17 protein-coding genes are annotated in these 16,263 nt (G+C 42.4%); 8 read left to right on the forward strand and 9 right to left on the reverse strand.

Features of this window, described 5'->3' with window-relative positions:
* Window positions 1-26: 26 nt before the first annotated feature.
* The 3 genes from GSF04_RS17970 to GSF04_RS17980 form a co-directional block, all read right to left on the reverse strand.
* Complete coding sequence (locus GSF04_RS17970) at window positions 27-1,136, reverse strand: GNAT family N-acetyltransferase/peptidase C39 family protein (protein WP_211858197.1); 1,110 nt, start codon at window positions 1,134-1,136, stop codon at window positions 27-29.
* Complete coding sequence (locus GSF04_RS17975) at window positions 1,136-2,584, reverse strand: RimK family protein (protein ID WP_211858199.1); 1,449 nt, start codon at window positions 2,582-2,584, stop codon at window positions 1,136-1,138. Before GSF04_RS17975 ends, GSF04_RS17970 begins: the two co-directional genes overlap by 1 nt.
* A gap of 388 nt (window positions 2,585-2,972) precedes the next feature.
* Window positions 2,973-3,377 carry a hypothetical protein gene (locus tag GSF04_RS17980; RefSeq protein ID WP_211858201.1) on the reverse strand — a complete coding sequence of 135 codons (405 nt, stop codon included), beginning with the start codon at window positions 3,375-3,377 and terminating at the stop codon, window positions 2,973-2,975.
* Window positions 3,378-3,599: 222 nt separating this feature from the next.
* Here GSF04_RS17980 and GSF04_RS23420 point away from each other — a divergent pair, with 222 nt between their 5' ends.
* The 4 genes from GSF04_RS23420 (at window position 3,600) to GSF04_RS17995 (ending at window position 4,710) form a co-directional block, all read left to right on the forward strand.
* A complete protein-coding gene (locus GSF04_RS23420; RefSeq protein ID WP_249122410.1) occupies window positions 3,600-3,803 on the forward strand; it encodes a hypothetical protein in 204 nt (67 codons plus the stop codon).
* On the forward strand, window positions 3,800-3,976 hold the full coding sequence (locus GSF04_RS23425; protein ID WP_249122411.1) for a hypothetical protein: 177 nt from the start codon (window positions 3,800-3,802) through the stop codon (window positions 3,974-3,976). The genes GSF04_RS23420 and GSF04_RS23425 overlap by 4 nt, the downstream gene beginning before the upstream one ends.
* Window positions 3,977-4,097: 121 nt before the next feature.
* Window positions 4,098-4,460, forward strand: coding sequence for a hypothetical protein (locus GSF04_RS17990; protein ID WP_211858202.1), 363 nt, complete (start codon window positions 4,098-4,100; stop codon window positions 4,458-4,460).
* Window positions 4,461-4,521: 61 nt separating this feature from the next.
* Window positions 4,522-4,710, forward strand: coding sequence for a hypothetical protein (locus GSF04_RS17995; RefSeq protein WP_211858203.1), 189 nt, complete (start codon window positions 4,522-4,524; stop codon window positions 4,708-4,710).
* 465 nt (window positions 4,711-5,175) lie between these two features.
* Here the strand turns inward: GSF04_RS17995 and GSF04_RS18000 are convergent, their stop codons facing one another.
* Window positions 5,176-6,144, reverse strand: a complete 969-nt coding sequence (locus GSF04_RS18000) for an AraC family transcriptional regulator ligand-binding domain-containing protein (protein WP_211858204.1) — start codon at window positions 6,142-6,144, stop codon at window positions 5,176-5,178.
* Window positions 6,145-6,265: 121 nt separating this feature from the next.
* On the opposite strand from GSF04_RS18000, the gene GSF04_RS18005 reads away from it, so the two are divergent.
* Window positions 6,266-7,114, forward strand: a complete 849-nt coding sequence (locus tag GSF04_RS18005) for a sterol desaturase family protein (RefSeq protein ID WP_211858205.1) — start codon at window positions 6,266-6,268, stop codon at window positions 7,112-7,114.
* A gap of 4 nt (window positions 7,115-7,118) precedes the next feature.
* Here GSF04_RS18005 and GSF04_RS18010 read toward each other — a convergent pair whose 3' ends face one another.
* The gene (locus tag GSF04_RS18010; protein ID WP_211858206.1) at window positions 7,119-8,030 is read right to left on the reverse strand and encodes a LysR family transcriptional regulator; all 912 of its coding nucleotides are present in this window, start codon (window positions 8,028-8,030) and stop codon (window positions 7,119-7,121) included.
* A 94-nt stretch (window positions 8,031-8,124) separates the two neighbouring features.
* On the opposite strand from GSF04_RS18010, the gene nfsB reads away from it, so the two are divergent.
* The 3 genes from nfsB to GSF04_RS18025 all read left to right on the forward strand — a co-directional run bounded on the left by nfsB (window position 8,125) and on the right by GSF04_RS18025 (window position 11,470).
* Complete coding sequence (gene nfsB, locus GSF04_RS18015; RefSeq protein WP_211858208.1) at window positions 8,125-8,784, forward strand: oxygen-insensitive NAD(P)H nitroreductase; 660 nt, start codon at window positions 8,125-8,127, stop codon at window positions 8,782-8,784.
* Between the two features lie 387 nt (window positions 8,785-9,171).
* Window positions 9,172-10,284: a M35 family metallo-endopeptidase gene (locus GSF04_RS18020; RefSeq protein ID WP_017216277.1), complete on the forward strand. Its 1,113-nt coding sequence runs from the start codon at window positions 9,172-9,174 to the stop codon at window positions 10,282-10,284.
* A 124-nt stretch (window positions 10,285-10,408) separates the two neighbouring features.
* Window positions 10,409-11,470 (forward strand): endonuclease/exonuclease/phosphatase family protein, encoded by a 1,062-nt coding sequence (locus GSF04_RS18025; RefSeq protein WP_039496761.1) that lies wholly within the window; start codon window positions 10,409-10,411, stop codon window positions 11,468-11,470.
* 573 nt (window positions 11,471-12,043) lie between these two features.
* On the opposite strand, the gene GSF04_RS18030 is transcribed toward GSF04_RS18025, so the two are convergent.
* The 4 genes from GSF04_RS18030 to GSF04_RS18045 all read right to left on the reverse strand — a co-directional run bounded on the left by GSF04_RS18030 (window position 12,044) and on the right by GSF04_RS18045 (window position 16,059).
* Complete coding sequence (locus GSF04_RS18030; RefSeq protein ID WP_130125932.1) at window positions 12,044-13,912, reverse strand: DUF885 domain-containing protein; 1,869 nt, start codon at window positions 13,910-13,912, stop codon at window positions 12,044-12,046.
* A 284-nt stretch (window positions 13,913-14,196) separates the two neighbouring features.
* Window positions 14,197-14,883, reverse strand: a complete 687-nt coding sequence (locus tag GSF04_RS18035; RefSeq protein WP_211858210.1) for a transposase — start codon at window positions 14,881-14,883, stop codon at window positions 14,197-14,199.
* A gap of 408 nt (window positions 14,884-15,291) precedes the next feature.
* Window positions 15,292-15,465, reverse strand: a complete 174-nt coding sequence (locus GSF04_RS18040; RefSeq protein ID WP_162484726.1) for a hypothetical protein — start codon at window positions 15,463-15,465, stop codon at window positions 15,292-15,294.
* Window positions 15,466-15,594: 129 nt separating this feature from the next.
* Window positions 15,595-16,059: a CreA family protein gene (locus tag GSF04_RS18045; RefSeq protein WP_211858212.1), complete on the reverse strand. Its 465-nt coding sequence runs from the start codon at window positions 16,057-16,059 to the stop codon at window positions 15,595-15,597.
* Window positions 16,060-16,263 lie beyond the last annotated feature (204 nt).

The raw sequence follows: 16,263 nt of genomic DNA on the forward strand, positions 1-16,263 counted from the left end.
CTTTGACTTATAACCGAAAACGTTATTTAAAATGACTCGTGCAACACCACTAGTGCACTTAATTTGCTTGCGCCAAACGTCATCATTTTTTCAAAATCCGACCTTGCGATGGGTACTTGCTGGCAGTCGATAGGGTTTTGGTCGTCCTCGACATCAGGATCATTAAGATATAAACACAACTCATCTAAGCCCGTAATAAGCACCCAATGCGGCGCTTTTTTACCGTTTAGCCGATAAGTGCTGATCAAAGCCAATACCGCACTGCTCTGTAACAACCATTGTTCAACCTGTTCAAGCTTTACATCGGCTTGATGAATAGCAATATCACGATATTCACACTCTTGACGGAATTGCTCATGAACTAAGGTCATCACCTGTTTTTTCTGCGCGCTTCTCACGCCATCTAAAAATAGCGGGCCCGCCGTATTCACCATCACCTCTGCCGCAAAACCACGGCGCTCCGCAGCCAATGCCAATCCAAATGGGTGACAGCCGCCGTGACCTGCGGTCATAAAGATGGTGGTCGCTTCACGCCATATCTCAAGCTCTAAGGCCTGATCGCCCATACAGCCTGGATCTATGCTTGCCATTGCCATCATCAGTGACGCCGGTCCGCAGGTAAAGTCTGTCGTTTGCTGATACCAAGGAGCCTGATGCAACACCGCCTTTTGCGACAGCTTACGCACGCATTTTTGCATTCTTAGCGCGTCATCATGATCCGCGTAATAGTTTTGATACTCGCCAAATACACGATAACCCATGCGTTTATATAAGCCGATGGCCGCGTCATTGCGTTTAGCCACTTCTAAACGCATATATAACCAGCCCATTTCACCCGCTCTGACTTCAAGCTCAGACATCAGTTGGCGTGCGATCCCTTTACCTTGATGATGAGGCGATACCGCCAATGAATAAAGCCTTGCTAGCCGCGTTCCTTGGTGCAACCAAAGCAACCCATAGCCCACAAGTTCCCCGGCCAACTTTGCAGTGAGCAGCAGGCTATGTTCAAAACTGATGTAATGCTTGAGTTGGCGACGACTCAGTCTATCTGCACTAAAGCAGCTTTGCTCCAGCGCATTCAGTGAGTTCAAATCCTGCAGTGTCGCCTTTTCAAGCACCAACGCGGCTTGCAACATTACTTTTTACCTCTCGCTTCAAGGCGTCTTGAAAATTCAGACATCACTTGCATGTACAGCTCGTCACCGAGATATTTGTCTTCAACCCCTTGGTCAATATTCGGGTTGTCGTTTACTTCAAGCACGTAGGCTTTACCGTTGTGCTCTTTAATATCAATACCATACAAACCATTACCCACAACTGCCGCCGCTTTTAACGCTGCACGTAACACCGCTTTTGGCACTTCAAACGTTGGTAGCGTGTCAAACCCACCCGAGAAATTACGTTTTGACTCATGGTTATAGATTTGCCAATGGTTACGTGCCATATGGTAACGGCATGCATAGATCGCACGTCCATTTAACACCCCAATACGCCAGTCGTAATCTGTGTATAAGTAAGCTTGTGCCAACACAATCGCAGAGACGCTCATCAGCTCTTGTAAACGCTCGCCAAGCTCTTCTTTGGTTTTTACTTTAAATACGCCTTTTGAGAACGAACTCTCAGGCATTTTAAGCACCATAGGTAGCGATAACTCAGCAATGAGTTTATCGATTACTTGTTCATTACACTGACTCACAAATCGCGTTTCTAAACTTGGCACCTTCTTGTAATTAAAGGCATCATGTAAAAACACCTTATTACAACAGCGTAGGATCGAGCTTGGGTCATCAATTACCACTAAATCTTTTTGCTCTGCTTCTTGCGCAAGGCGATAAGTATGGTGATCAATCGCTGTGGTTTCACGAATAAATAGCCCATCGTATTGGCCTAAGTTGTATAACTCAGCCGCTTCTAATGGATGAACTTTAATGCCAAGCTTTTCACCCGCTTTAACAAAGCGGCTGATCGCCCCTTTATTACTTGGCGGCAACTTTTCATCGTGGTCCACCAACATCGCGATATCCCAACGATACTTTTTGTGACTCTTACGCTTGTTCCACTGAGTGGCATGCACATGACCTAATACTTGAGTACAAAACTCAAGCTGCGCCACCTGCAGAGTCGAAAAGTCGCGTCGCTGCACCTGCACACGCACGCCTTTATCTTGCTGCTGTAGTGTCACTTTTAGTAAAGGCGCAGGAAATTGCTGAAATAAATACGCCGCCAACTTACCAAACTCAGGCTGTTGGGTTTCGCCCATACAAATGATCAGCTCAGCGTCATCGGTAATCGCGATCCCACGCTTATCAAACCAAGCTTGCGATAAAAACAACGCATTATCGCCATCACGTAAACCGTTAATAACTTTTAGACTCGGAAGCACTTGGTGATTACGCGCTTCAGCAAGTAAAGAGCAGTAATAACCTTGGCTTAAATAACGGTCACAGTCACATAAATTAATCACTCGAAGTTTTGATTCACCGAGCTTTGGGTACTCTTGCAAATACGTTTCAAACGTCACTACGTTATTTGCCAAAGGCAGTACATCTGCATTTTGATCAACAACGAATAGAGTAGATAGCATCTAAATAATCCTTAGGTGGCGATGCGTTAGCACATCAGTACATGATGGTTTAGGCACCCCACGATTTAACATAGGGTTAGTGGGCAAATTCAAGGCCCACATTAAAGTGGAGTAGTTGTAATCTTAAATATAGCACTTAGCAATTGAGTAATTTTGATTCTCAAGATAAATCTTTCTTGCTGTCGACAGCTGGAATAAAAGACTTAAGTTTCAAACAGTTAAAAACCATAAAAGCTTATACAATTAGATTTGATTGAAACGATTAAGATTTCTCGTATTTACAAACAGATATCAAGGATGAAATAGCAAGCGGTAGGCATGCTTAGGAGCACCACGAGCAGTGAGTGCTTTGGTTGAGGTGGGTGTCAGCGATTTATATTCTTTGCGTTTAAGCGGTTACACTGATTTTCTTAGGTAAAATATAACCTTGATAACTTTTGAGGGCTGCTAAGGTTTCTTCATAGCCTTTGGTTGGTTGGCCTATACTGCGGTTATACTCAATTCTACGTTCTAAGGCGCCCAAATAGTCTTTATTTTCTACACCGACAAGAGTATCACCTTTAAACTCAAATTCTTCAAAAGGGATGTACTGCCATACACGATCATCTCCAGTGACTTTAGCTAACGTTTTTATGTCTTCTTGAGATACGTTCCGCATATCAAGACCATTGGTATTCGACTCCCTATTTTCAGAATTTAAAGAAAGTGAGTTTTGATTGGCTAAATTTTGCTTTTTTACGACTTCGACAGCGTTGTAGTTACCATAAGTAGCTTGGGTATTTGATATATTCATAATAGAACTCCTTTCGTTTCGACCTAAATTCACATGCAATAGTCACGCCTTTTTATTTACCGACGCGCTGCGTTTGTTGGCTTCCAACGACTAACAAACGACTACGGAAACAAGCGGAAACAAGTGACACCCATCACTATTTGTACTCCAACAAGCGATTGTTAACACAAACTACGTGTCTCATAAGTACTATAACGTTAGGCTACAAAAAGTACCTACAATATGGACAAAAATATGGCAAACCTGAATACCATAGAAATAAAGTCTTTTGTTCCAGCTAAAGACTTTGAATGCGCTAAACGCTTTTATCAGCTAATTGGCTTTGAAATGGCTTTTGAATCTGGAGATATCGCATATTTTAAATCTGGCTCTTGTTCTTTTTGCTCCAAGATTTCTATGAGCCATTGCACAGCAACAACTTTATGATGCACCTTTTAGTCGAAGATGCCCTAAGCTGGTATGAACATGTTTTAAAACTCGATCTGGACAATGCGTTTGGCGTAAAGGTAACTGAACTTGTCGAGCAGCCATGGGGAATGCTCGAATTTTGTATTACTGATCCAAGTGGCGTACTGTGGCGCTCCGCCGAGAATCAGTAATCGAACAAAAAGATTGTGGGGTCAATAACTGGTTTATGTTTTACCGATTAAGCGTTTTATTTAGTTGGTGTGATATTTGCTCATCTTTCATAGAGTTTACAAATAGCAAGGAGCCTACGCTATGCAACTACCACGTAATATGATGGATATGTATTTTGGTTACAACTTCCGGGTTGGTGATGCAAAAGGGACCAAGGAGAGTATTGTTGAGTTTGAGCAAATTGCCCAAAACGCTTCGTCCGCCGAAGAGAAAGAACGCTATGCTCAGGCGGCAAAACAGCTAAGAACAAAAGTTCTGCCTCAGATGGAAAAAGAGATGGAACAGCTGGGCAAGCAGCTTGGACTCAAAGCTGGTCAAATAGGCACCGAAGTAGAACTAACTGGTGATTCCCTATCAAATTTAGCTATCAAAAAGGACCGGTATGGGGAGCTTTCTGCTGTAACTCCCTATGAAACAGGGAGTTTTTATCACAATAAAATATAAATAATTAATTTATATTTAAAAAGGTTTGCAGGTTTCAGCACTGGTCTTAAGTAGCTCAGCGATGGCAAACATCTGTATCACTGTCGAAAATGATGCGAGCGGCTACGACGTTAAGCTGATTAGCAAAGATGCAGAGTCTTCTCGATACATTCCTGCACCACTGGCAACATTTTCCTGCAAACCTCAAGATCGTTTCGGTGTTCTGAGCAACTATCCAAGCGTTGCTCGCATCGTTGGGCTTGAGTATTAGCTTGCCGATAGCAGCATTGTGCCTCGTTGTCATTTCAGCAATTTGAGGTGGGTGTCAGCGATTTACATTTCTTCAAAAACCTGAAATGCCTCAAATGTGAGGCATTAATTATTTAAAAATTCAAACCACAGACTAACACCCTCGCCAACTACAAGCAGAACTACAAATGTCTGAGCAGTGGGAGGTAATGGGGTCCTTAGGTACATCAGTTCCACCAGCTATATAAGGCGTTACCTCTTGTTTAAGTGGCTCTTTTTTTGAGAGGCTTTTTAGCTTTACGACTTTAAGTGATAAATTTTTCATCATAATATCCTTTTAATTATACCTTATAAAGTTTAAGGCACCTTTAACTTAGCAAAGATTGTTCCCGACCTCAACTTAGCTAGAATCGATGATACCCACTACATATTTGCACCGAAGCTGGGAATTTGACGAACAAACCAAACCTTACCTACCTTCGGTTCTTCACTTTAGCTTTGACGGTGGTTTCCCATACCATTTTAAACAAACTTTATTGAGCGCACTTTGTTCTGTAAAACCGAGTGCGTCTACAATATCGAGCAATCTGGTGTTGCCGATAAGTTGTTCAAATCTATGTTTTCGCTCTTGGTCGAGTAAGATTCTAAAGCTGGTGTGTTGTATTTTTAGCTTACGCTGCATCGAACGCACACTCATGTTTAATGCCTTAGCAATACTTGCTTGGTTGACTCCAGCCAGTGAGTGCTTTGCCGCTAGTAAATTGGCAACACGCGTTTTTAAGTCATGATTATCGCAGAGCGCTGATACGCTTTTTGCAACCGCTTGCTCAATATGTTCGTGCATTAGGCAGTCGACGGTAGCGACTGGCATGGTAAGAAAGTCTAACGGAAACAACAGTGCATTGTCAGAGCAGTTTTGTGAAACGGGGCAGCCAAACCACGTTTGCAAACGCTGCAATTCTGGGTCACACACGCTAAAGCTAAGCTGGAGTTGGTTAGGCGATAAAGTCGATCGCAAAAGCTGCCGTGCAGCGCTCACCCAAGCGGTCATATTGCGCAAAATGGCTTGCTTACCCAGTGAGGTTTTTGGTTGCCAAGTTAACTTGGCATTGTCGCTATCACTTGTGAATACAGCGAGGCCAATATCGGCAACAATGGCGTCGTAATGCAATAAGGAGGTAATAGCCTGCTGCAAGTCTTTACTGGTTTCGACCAAATAACCAAGCGCCCCATAGTCATGCAACTGAATGGCTTTACCCAGTTCAAAGCCAATCAAGGGATCGCCGCTTAACTCCAACCCTACCTCAAGCAACCGCTCATACTCAACGAGTGTTACACGTTCAGGCCGTGACGCTACCAGCTCAGCAAACTCGCCTTGCAGTCTCTTGTCATCGGTAAAATGGTCATGGAGATATACCCATGCACTGTAAAAATATACAAACGAAGTGGAGTGCATTGCAGTTCCTTTTGTCGTATTTGGACAAATTGTTGGCGCAGTTTGGCAGGATTGTCAATGGCTAACTCGCTACGCTTGTGCATATAAAGTACCAAAGCTTTGGCTAAAGAAGGAGCTGTATATGGTTGATGTATCGCTAATTTTACTGGCACTCAGTCCCGTCTTTTTACTTTGTGTTGCTTGGGAGTATATTAAGCACCACGAACACTATGATTGGCGAGACTCCATACTCAATGCCTTACTCGCCTTGCTCCACCAAGGCAGCGACGCGCTGGCTTTGCTTGTGCTGATGCCGCTCTTTTACTGGCTTCATCAATTTGCCTTATTCACAATCGAATTAAATCTCTTCACTTTGCTCTTTGGGTTTATCTTGCAAGATTTTTTGTATTACTGGTTTCACCGCGCATCACATTGTATTCACTGGCTTTGGAGTGCACACGTGGTCCATCACAGTTCGAACAACATGAACTTTACCACCGCATTTCGCCAAAGCTTGCTATACCCTATTGTCGGTATGTGGCTGTTCTGGCTGCCTATGATACTGCTTGGATTTACCCCAACCTTGGTATTTGCCATCGTCGCAATCAACTTGGCTTTTCAATTTTTTGTCCATACACAAACGGTTAATAGGTTAGGAGTGGTAGAGCGAATTTTTAATACGCCTTCCCACCACAGAGTCCATCACGCCAGTAATCCTGACTATACAGATAAAAACTTTGCCGGGGTGCTGATCATTTGGGATAAGCTTTTTGGCACCTTTGTTGAGGAGCGTGAGGACATCACAATTTGTTATGGAATAAGAGGTGCGTCCCCAAAGCAGACTCCTTTAGAGGTTAACTTTGCTCAGTGGCGTCATATGTTCTACTGCTTTTCACAAGCAAACACCTTAAAGAGCAAATGGTTGGCGCTGTTTGGTTATCCAACCCACTTACCCGACAAACCTAAGAATACAGCTTCAGTCAAGCCCTAGCGCGTTACTTATATCGCTCGGCCTTTTCTACAAGCGCTTGGCAGTACTTTCTTAGTTTATCGCGCAGCACTCTCACGCTTGGGTTGATCATTTGCTTTGACGGACAGATCAACCACAGCGGCTTACATTCAACGCGATAGTCATTTAATATACTTTGCACCACGCCTTGCTCTAGTTGGTCTGCAACATCTATCGCGGAGCGCAATGAAATACCCGCTCCTTGCGCACACCAGCGCTTTACCACATCCGCATCATTACTGGTTCTACGCCCTTTAAGCACCACTTTGTAAGTTTGTTCATTTTTCGTCAGTTTCCACGTATCAAACTTACTGCCTCTGATCAAAAAGAATAGCCCTTGATGCTCGCTTAATTCCTCATGATCCTTTGGCGTGCCCTGTTTTTCTAAGTACTCCGTAGAGGCACAAAGCAGCAGTGGCACATCACAAATTTTAAAGCCGTAGAAGCTACTGTCTTCAGGCGCGCCATAGCGCAGCGCGATATCAACACCGTCCCGATAAAAGTCGAGATTGTGATCATTAAGAATAAGCTTCAGGGCAAGTTTGGGGTATTCATCCAGTAATTCGTCTAGCCAAGGAAGGAGGATATTACGGCCAAAATCTGACGGTGCGGTTAACCTTAGCTCACCGTCAATTTCGTTGTCGTTATCAAGCACCTGTTTTTTGCCATTATCCAAAAGTGCCAGTGCCTGCTCGCAAATTGGCAAGTAAGTTTCACCTTGCTTTGATAGCCTTAAGCTGCGCGTAGAGCGCACAAAGAGTTGAAAGCCAAGTTGTTTTTCCACCCGCTTTATCGCGGCGCTCGCCGTGGCAACCTGCATATCTAACTGCGCAGCCGCCGCACTAATATTGCCAAGTTTAGCCGTTTTCATCACGACGATTAAATCTTGTGTATTCATTTTCAAAAAATTTTTGAAACTATTTAACTCATTATCATCTTTTTATTGATTATGTAAATCCATATTATGTCTTTAAAGCAATTAGGAGTTTGATATGTACACGTTACGCGATGCAATCCACAATCGTTATTCTACAAAAGCCTTTGATCCTAGTAAAAAAATTAGTGATTCAGATATTGACCTACTCAAGCAGGCGCTAAGACTAAGCCCCTCTAGTACCAACGTTCAGCCATGGCATTTTGTCATCGCAAGTACTGAGGCTGGCAAAACTCAAGTGGCTAAAAGCACACAAGAGAATTACAAATTTAATGAAGCAAAAGTACTAAATGCATCTCATGTTGTTGTATTTGCTGCAAAACAAAATATAGATGATGCACATTTAAATAAAGTGCTTGCCAAAGAAAGTGCTGATGGCCGATTTGAAAAAGGCTCTGAGGTAGAAGCACAAATGAATAATGGCCGTCGCTATTTTGTCGGCTTAAATCAAACCAGCGATGAAGCAATCAAAGCATGGACTGGCAAACAAGTTTACTTAAATCTTGGGCAATTTTTGCTAAGCACAGCACTACTCGGTATAGATTCTGTGCCCATTGAGGGTTTTGACGCTGAAATTCTCAGCAATGAGCTTGGGTTAACTGAGCAAGGCTTTGACGCTCTTGCTATTGTCGCATTGGGCTATCGAGACGAAGGTGATTTTAATGCTAAATTACCTAAATCTCGCCTTGCTATCGACGATATCATTACCGAAATCTAATACCCAGTTTGGCACTGATAATGGCTAGCTAGATAACATCAGTGCCACTTCTGCTCCGGTTGGAATACCATTTCAAACACTACAATGTAAACCAATGTGAATGAAACAATAAATTCACAACTACACTCTCCCCAGTTTTGTATTAAATTTATCCATACTTTTCAATAACATTACAGTTATTTGAAATTATTGGTAATTTTTTAATGTGAATTTTTTAGCTCTGTTGTAAAAATTCTGCTTGAAACATTGAATATATTATTGTTAATTAAAAGTGAAGAGTGAATTCACCTTTAAAAATAACGAAATGACAACAAGTAAACTCAGTCCTCGCCACTGGTTTTGTACCTGCCAGCCGAGAGACTGTAGCAACCTCAACAGGAAGAAATAATGAAGCTACTATCACGCACACTATCTACAGGGTTACTCGCGGCAGCCGTAACCGCATCACTGAATGCTCAAGCAATGAATAAAGACCTAGCGGTAAGCGTTGATGTCGACACAAAAAGCAATGGCGATGTTATTGCGACGCTAAACATCACCAATCAGGGTAAAGGCAATCAGAAAATCTTAAGTTGGTATACAGACCTTGAAGAAGAGCATATTTTCAAAATTACGCGTGATGGTAAAGAAGTTAATTTCTTTGGTCCTCACTACAAACGCCCAGCTCCCACTGAAGCTGACTTTATCAAGTTAAAGTCTGGCGAAACGCTCACTAAATCATTTGAGCTTTCAGGCCTTTATGATCTTAGCCAGCCAGGTAACTACGAAATTAGTTATGATGTTGAATCATTTGATCTTTTCGGTAAAAAAGAAATCCCAAGCATGACTACAAGAACGATGGGTCAGCAATCAATGATGCGTGCCGATGTAGCAGAACTCAGCTCAAATTCGGTCAATCTATGGCTTGAAGGCGTTGCGATGACGAAGGGCAATGTTCAAGTCAATGCAAAACCAGCTGCAGGCGCGGCTGATTGTACTGATGGCACTTGTTTTACAGGTCGTTGTAGTAACAGTGAAAAAACCAGTATTTTGTCAGCACTAAATGCTGCAGACCAGATCACTAACGACTCCGTTGCTTACCTAAATAGCCACTCAGCAAGCAACCCATCTACGCGTTATCAAACTTGGTTTGGCGCAGCGACAAGCAGCCGTTATGCAACCGTGAAATCTAACTTCAATGCAATCAATGATGCAATCGACAACCAAGATCTCACTTTTGACTGTAGTTGTAACAAATCATACTTTGCTTATGTATACCCAAATCAACCATACAAAGTCTATCTATGTCGCGCATTTTGGAGCGCAAATGAGCTAGGTACAGATTCACGTGCGGGCACGATTGTTCATGAGCTAAGTCACTTTAATGCCGTTGCTGGTACAGATGACATCGTTTATGGCCAATCTGGTGCGAAAAACTTAGCAAACTCAAACCCAAGTCAAGCGATTCAAAATGCTGACAGCCATGAATATTTTGCGGAAAACACTCCGTACCAAAACTAATCTCGACTAGTTATCCCTGAACGAGTATCGGGTTTAGGCAACCGTCTAAACCCGATACTATTCACAGCGATTTCAGCTAACATGAAATATACTTCTTAAATTCATCTATTTGCTGAGGAATTTCATGACTTGGGTTATCGTCGCGCTGTGTGGTTTTATCCTACTTGCTACGTTATTGCCACTTGCTAAGCATCCGCATTGGAGTGTTAGAGCAATGGAGTTCCCACGGCTTCAACTCACTGTTATTACTGCATTTACACTACTGCTATCCATTTTCTACCTTGATCTTCAAAGCGTAGCCGCGCTTGCTGTCATTGCTCTATTAGGTTGTTTAAGTTTTCAACTGTGGTGGATTTTACCCTACACCCCGCTTTGGCCAGTCGAGGTAAAAAAAGCGACAACCGATGCTGACACAATCAGTTTGATCACCGCCAATGTCCTGCAAACCAATCGACAATTTAATCTACTATTGGAGCAAGTCCGGACACATCAACCTGATCTTTTAGTCACGTTAGAAAGTGATGAGCTATGGGAGCAACAATTAGACTCGTTGTTAGATATACTGCCCTACAGCGTTAAATGTCCACAATCCAATTTGTATGGCATGCACGTTTATTCTCGCTACCCGCTAGACGAGGCAAAATGTGAATATATCGTTGAGGAAGGTGTGCCTTCGATACATGCAAAACTCAAGCTCGCTCCCCATATCATGATCCAAACCCATTTCTTGCACCCGGCACCGCCGAGCCCCACCGAAAACGAAACGGCCATTGAGCGAGATGCAGAACTGGTGGTTGTTGCCAAACGCGTCATAAATGAGCCTTTGCCCACCATAGTCACTGGCGATCTCAATGATGTTGCTTGGTCACCAACCACGAGGTTATTTAGGAAAATAAGTGGGCTTCTTGATCCGCGAGTTGGCCGAGGCATGTTTAACACTTTTCATGCACAGTACCCGTTTGCACGGTGGCCGCTAGATCATTTGTTTGCGAGTCACCATTTTACAGTGATCGATATTAAAAGGCTCAACAACATAGGGTCTGATCACTTTGCGCTTTATGCAAAACTCGCTTATCAACCGGTCAAAAATGAAGATGAGGCAGGACTTGAGCTGAAAAAGAAAGATATACATCGCAGCAAAGAAATTATTGAAAATGCCGTGGCAAAGCCGAATTGCAAATTATGATAACCTGAGGTTTGGATAAGGAATGAGCTAGCTCATTGTTTTTTAATCACCTTAAACTATCTTCTTATCTAGCCAGAGAGTTTTGGGGATAACTAGGCGAATTTACGCACCAATAGCTGGCTATTGGAAGTGAATTCAACGCAGTTAGCGCTAAAACTGGCTGCTAGAAAGGCATTAATTATCTGAAGCTCAGGTTATGATAGTGAATTTAAGTACGGTAAGTGTGAACGAGTGCTAGGGCCTGTTGATCTTTCAAGTTTGTTTTTGCAGCAGTTTGATTGGTATTTATACAAGGCAGAGCCAGCGTAGCATAGTCATTCTATGTAAGTCTGGCGATAACACAGTAGAAATGCTAATCAAGCGCTGCCCTTTGGGTTCATCTGAGTGCGCTTTGTTCATTGTTGCTCAACTTTTGCCTAGATTACTAGGCGGCAAGTCGAGCGTCGCGACCAAAACACACTCAGAAGAACAAAAATCAAACAGCAAAGGTCAACAGGCCCTAGAAATAGAGGTTTTTAAATAACATCAGCTTGAAGCCAGCATCTTTCACTGACTTCAAGCCGAAAAGTATATTTACGACTTCAGAGAATTAATCCAAGTCTTGATATCTTCTTCAACAAGCGCCATTGGCCTTGCGCCTTTTAGCAACACCACGTCGTGGAATGCTTTAATATCAAACTTATCACCTAGCTGTTGCTTAGCGTGCTCTCTGAGCTCAACCAACTTAAGCATACCTAACTTATAACCAAGCGCTTGACCTGGCCAAGCGATATAACGGTCGATAGCCGATACCACATCACTCATCGCCGTACCGGTTGCATCAGCAAAATAGGTGATCGCTTGGTCACGTGTCCACTTTTTATAATGCAGGCCCGTATCAACCACCAGTCGAGCAGCACGATATGCCTCAGCTTGCAGACGCCCTAAGTCTCCAAATGGGTCGTCCTTATACATCCCCATTTCGTAAGCCAATAGCTCTGAATACAGCGCCCAGCCCTCAACATAGCCATTAAATGAGGCATTTTGACGCATCAAACCGATTTCTGTTTGCAACATATTAAGCGCAATTTGGAAGTGGTGACCAGGAACCGCCTCGTGATACGTTAAGGTTTTCATACCAAAGCTTGGTACTGCTTTCATGTCTTTTAGGTTGATTGAAAATACCCCTGGGCGACTTCCATCAAGCGATGGACCGTTGTAGTAACCACCCGGTGCACCCGCTTCCACGGCTTTTGGTATACGTTTAACTTCAACAGGTTGCGGTGGAATAGTAGAAAAATAATCTGGCGCTTTTTGTAAAATTGTCCCTATTTCACCACGCAAGAACGATAATAACGCTTCACGACCTTCGTCAGAATCCGCATATAAGAATCTCGACTCTTCATTAAGCTGCTTCATCCGGTCACCAACAGTACCTTGTGAATAGCCATTTTGCTTGAGGATTTCGTCCATACGCTTTGAAATACGCTCCACCTCAGCAAGGCCAATTTGGTGGATCTCTTCCGCGCTCATATCAGAATCTGCCAAATAGGTGATCTCATGCTGGTAGAAAGCTTCGCCATTTGGTTGGGCCCAAATGCCAACATTTTCAGGCGCTTTGCTCTCTAGAGCGTGCATAATCGCAGACACATTTTTAAATTCAGGATAAAGCTTTTGCTCAACAATTTGTGTTGCCTGTGCAACATATTCAGCGGCGGCTTTATCCGTAATACCATCAATATTCGCAAGTTTATCTTTAAACGACGCAACCAAAGGATGTTCTGCACCACTTGGCGCCGTGAAGTTATCTAAATAACCTAGCGTGTTTGGAAATAATACTTTTGGTAAAATTACGCCTTTATTGGCATCCGCTTTTACCTTACTTGCAACTTGCTTCGTGACTTCAACAAAGGCATTTAGGCGCGCAACATAGTCTTTTGCATCTTGCTCGCTCTCTATTCCATGTTGGTCTTTAAGTACATTCGGAATATCCAGCAATGGGCCAGACAATTGATTGACAATATATGGCAGATGCCCGCCCCAAGTATCAATATAACCCGCTGAGAAGCCTTTATCGCCAGCATAATAACGTGCAATAACTTCATTTACTTTAAGGTGCAACAAGTCGTCAGAGTTCGCCACGCCCGATTGTAATTGTTTTAATTTATCTGCGGCTGCGTTCATATCCACCTGGAGCGCCTGCATTCCGACAACCGAGTAATCCGGCAGTCTATTAGCATAGTGACCATATTCATTACTTGATAATTTGAGCGAAGTGGCAAGTGCGGGTTCGTGGTTAATAAACTGCTTGGTGTACTGTTCTACGACTTTGTCGATTTCTGCACGAGAGAGAGTTGATTCAGTGGTTTTAGCAACAGATGTAGTTTCCGTTACCGGCTTGTCTTGAGCACATCCGCTCAAACCTAGCACGACAGAGAGTGCTACCAAGCTTATTTTATTCATTATTACGCCGCTCCATTAGGGTTGTTGTCAAAGCTAAAAATACCAGTGCAGATCAGACTGGTGATAGAATAGTCATACCAATTTTACTGAACACTTGTTCAATTTGATATAAGCACTTCATTCATTGAGAAATCAGAATGCAATAAAGTGCTCACGCTATTCTCATAGATGCAACTACAAGTAACATATTTGCGCTTTTGTTACAGCTATAAAAGATAGAATCCTGCAAAATAAGTTACTTTCTCTACACCTGAACTAAAGTACATAACCTTAGATCCGAGTGCTTAGTCTTCAAGCAGCAGAGGTTCAGGTATTGCGTTGTGGCCAAATGCAGAGTCAGCAATAATCTGCTGCACGCGACCAGATGACTTGTCAAACACAAAGCAAGCATGTGGCCTTTGCTCCAACTGTAAGCTGATGGTGATACTCAAACTTTTAGGTAAAGCCTGCGCTATCACATCTCTCGACGCTTCTGTAAAGAGTACAGATTCAGGGGTAAATTGATAAAACTGCCCAAACTGTAAATCACAATGCTCGCCTTGCTGTAAGTCCTTCCTATATTCATATTGATACAGCTTGCTGCCACAACCGGGGCCAAAATAATTGGTTGTCAATGCCGTAAAATTGTAGTCCCGCACTTGCGGAATAAAACAGCGCTGAGTCCCCCGCTTTGGCATTGGATGCCAAATCTGCGCATATACTTTAAAAAATGGTCGTTTATTTTCATAAAGTACATATAGATCATCATTGTCCAACATCCCTCGGCCATGATGTTGGTAATTACTGCTGCCCGCAACTTGAGCCGCGAGAAATTGCTTGTTTTGCGATAACCGATACAACATCTCAGCAAGCAGTCTTAATGTACTGTCATCCAAGCAGTCTGGACCAGTATATAAGCTAGAAACACAATTAATAAAATCACTAAAATTAATTGCCCCATGACTATAAAAGTTATCGAATTGGCGTGCCATATTTCTTCCTTGTGTGTGAGCGTTTTAGTCAGACGAATAAAGGGTACGTCAGCTAAAATTCGTATTTTTTAAAACAGAAACTTGCATATATCCGATTGCAAACTGCGCTGCTTTTTTTTTAGTCCCTAATTAAAGCTAATGCAGACTGGGGAGAACGCAACAAATTAATTACAAATTTGGTGACAGCCTAGTTAAGACTATTAATGAGATGAGTCAGAGATGGTAGTTTAGAGTTTATACGCTATACAGAGCGTAAGTGAAGCATGAGTATATGTCATAAAAACTTCATGCAAATTTATGCACTTAATCCCACGCGCAACAGAGACTGAGCCGAGCGCAATATTTATATTATATTTTCATCGTTTCAAATGGCACTAATCAGTAAAACAAGATAAATCACAGCCAAACTTACTTCGATTTGGACTCGGTAATCACCTCGTCTTGGCTAAACACCTCAACCTGAGTTGCTTGAGATGAGATGCTATGAGCATCAGTTGTTAACGTTAAGATAACAAACAATACAGTCATCACTGCAAATGCAATATTGACCGTTTTCCCTAAAAAGCGTGTTTTTAACATCACGATTTCTCCTAAACTTATCACTACTAAGCTTAGTCGAAATCGTGAGCAAAAAGGTTTAATTCAAACAAAAATAATTTACTAAGTGCAATTATCAAAACGTGTTGGTTTATGTGCTAGCCAACATTCGAATTAATTGGTTTTAACACCTTGATAAGCCTTAGTTCCCCATAATGGCACTGTTGATAAACTATGCTTAAAGCTACCAGAGGTTTCCTTAGTGGTATAGGCTAAGTACATCAAGGTTTGATTTTTTGCATCAAAGATCCTTCTCACCTTCATTGCTTTAAAAAACACACTTTTTGATTTTTTAAATACCACTTCGCCTGAATCACTTTTATCTATATTCGCCAGCATTGCCGGTGTTATTTCACTCGTTTGACGGCAAGAAATAGAGCTATCGCTTGGGTCCGAAAAGCTCAAATCATCTTCAACACTCGCCACATGACAGGTCACACCCGTTACAACGGGATCAACCATAGAGTCTAATTTTATATCTTTGAGCGTAAATAGACCGAGTGACACATCACCAACTTCACTGTCAGAGCAACCAAGTAACGTACAAGATGCCAACAATGCAAACATCAGCTTTTTCATTGTTTTTCCTTAAGATAATCGACGTACAAAAGAAACATACGGAGTTAATACTCTAAGCTATTTGAAAATTTTCGCAAATCACCTTATTTAAAAAAGAGATAACCATTCAAAAAATCAAAATAATTATTCACAAAATACGAATAGGCATGTTAGCATGCGCCGCAGTTTCAGGGTGGTTAAATTTACCTAAACCATGAACAAAAC

Source organism: Pseudoalteromonas sp. A22 (assembly GCF_018141345.1).
Taxonomy (GTDB): domain Bacteria; phylum Pseudomonadota; class Gammaproteobacteria; order Enterobacterales; family Alteromonadaceae; genus Pseudoalteromonas; species Pseudoalteromonas maricaloris.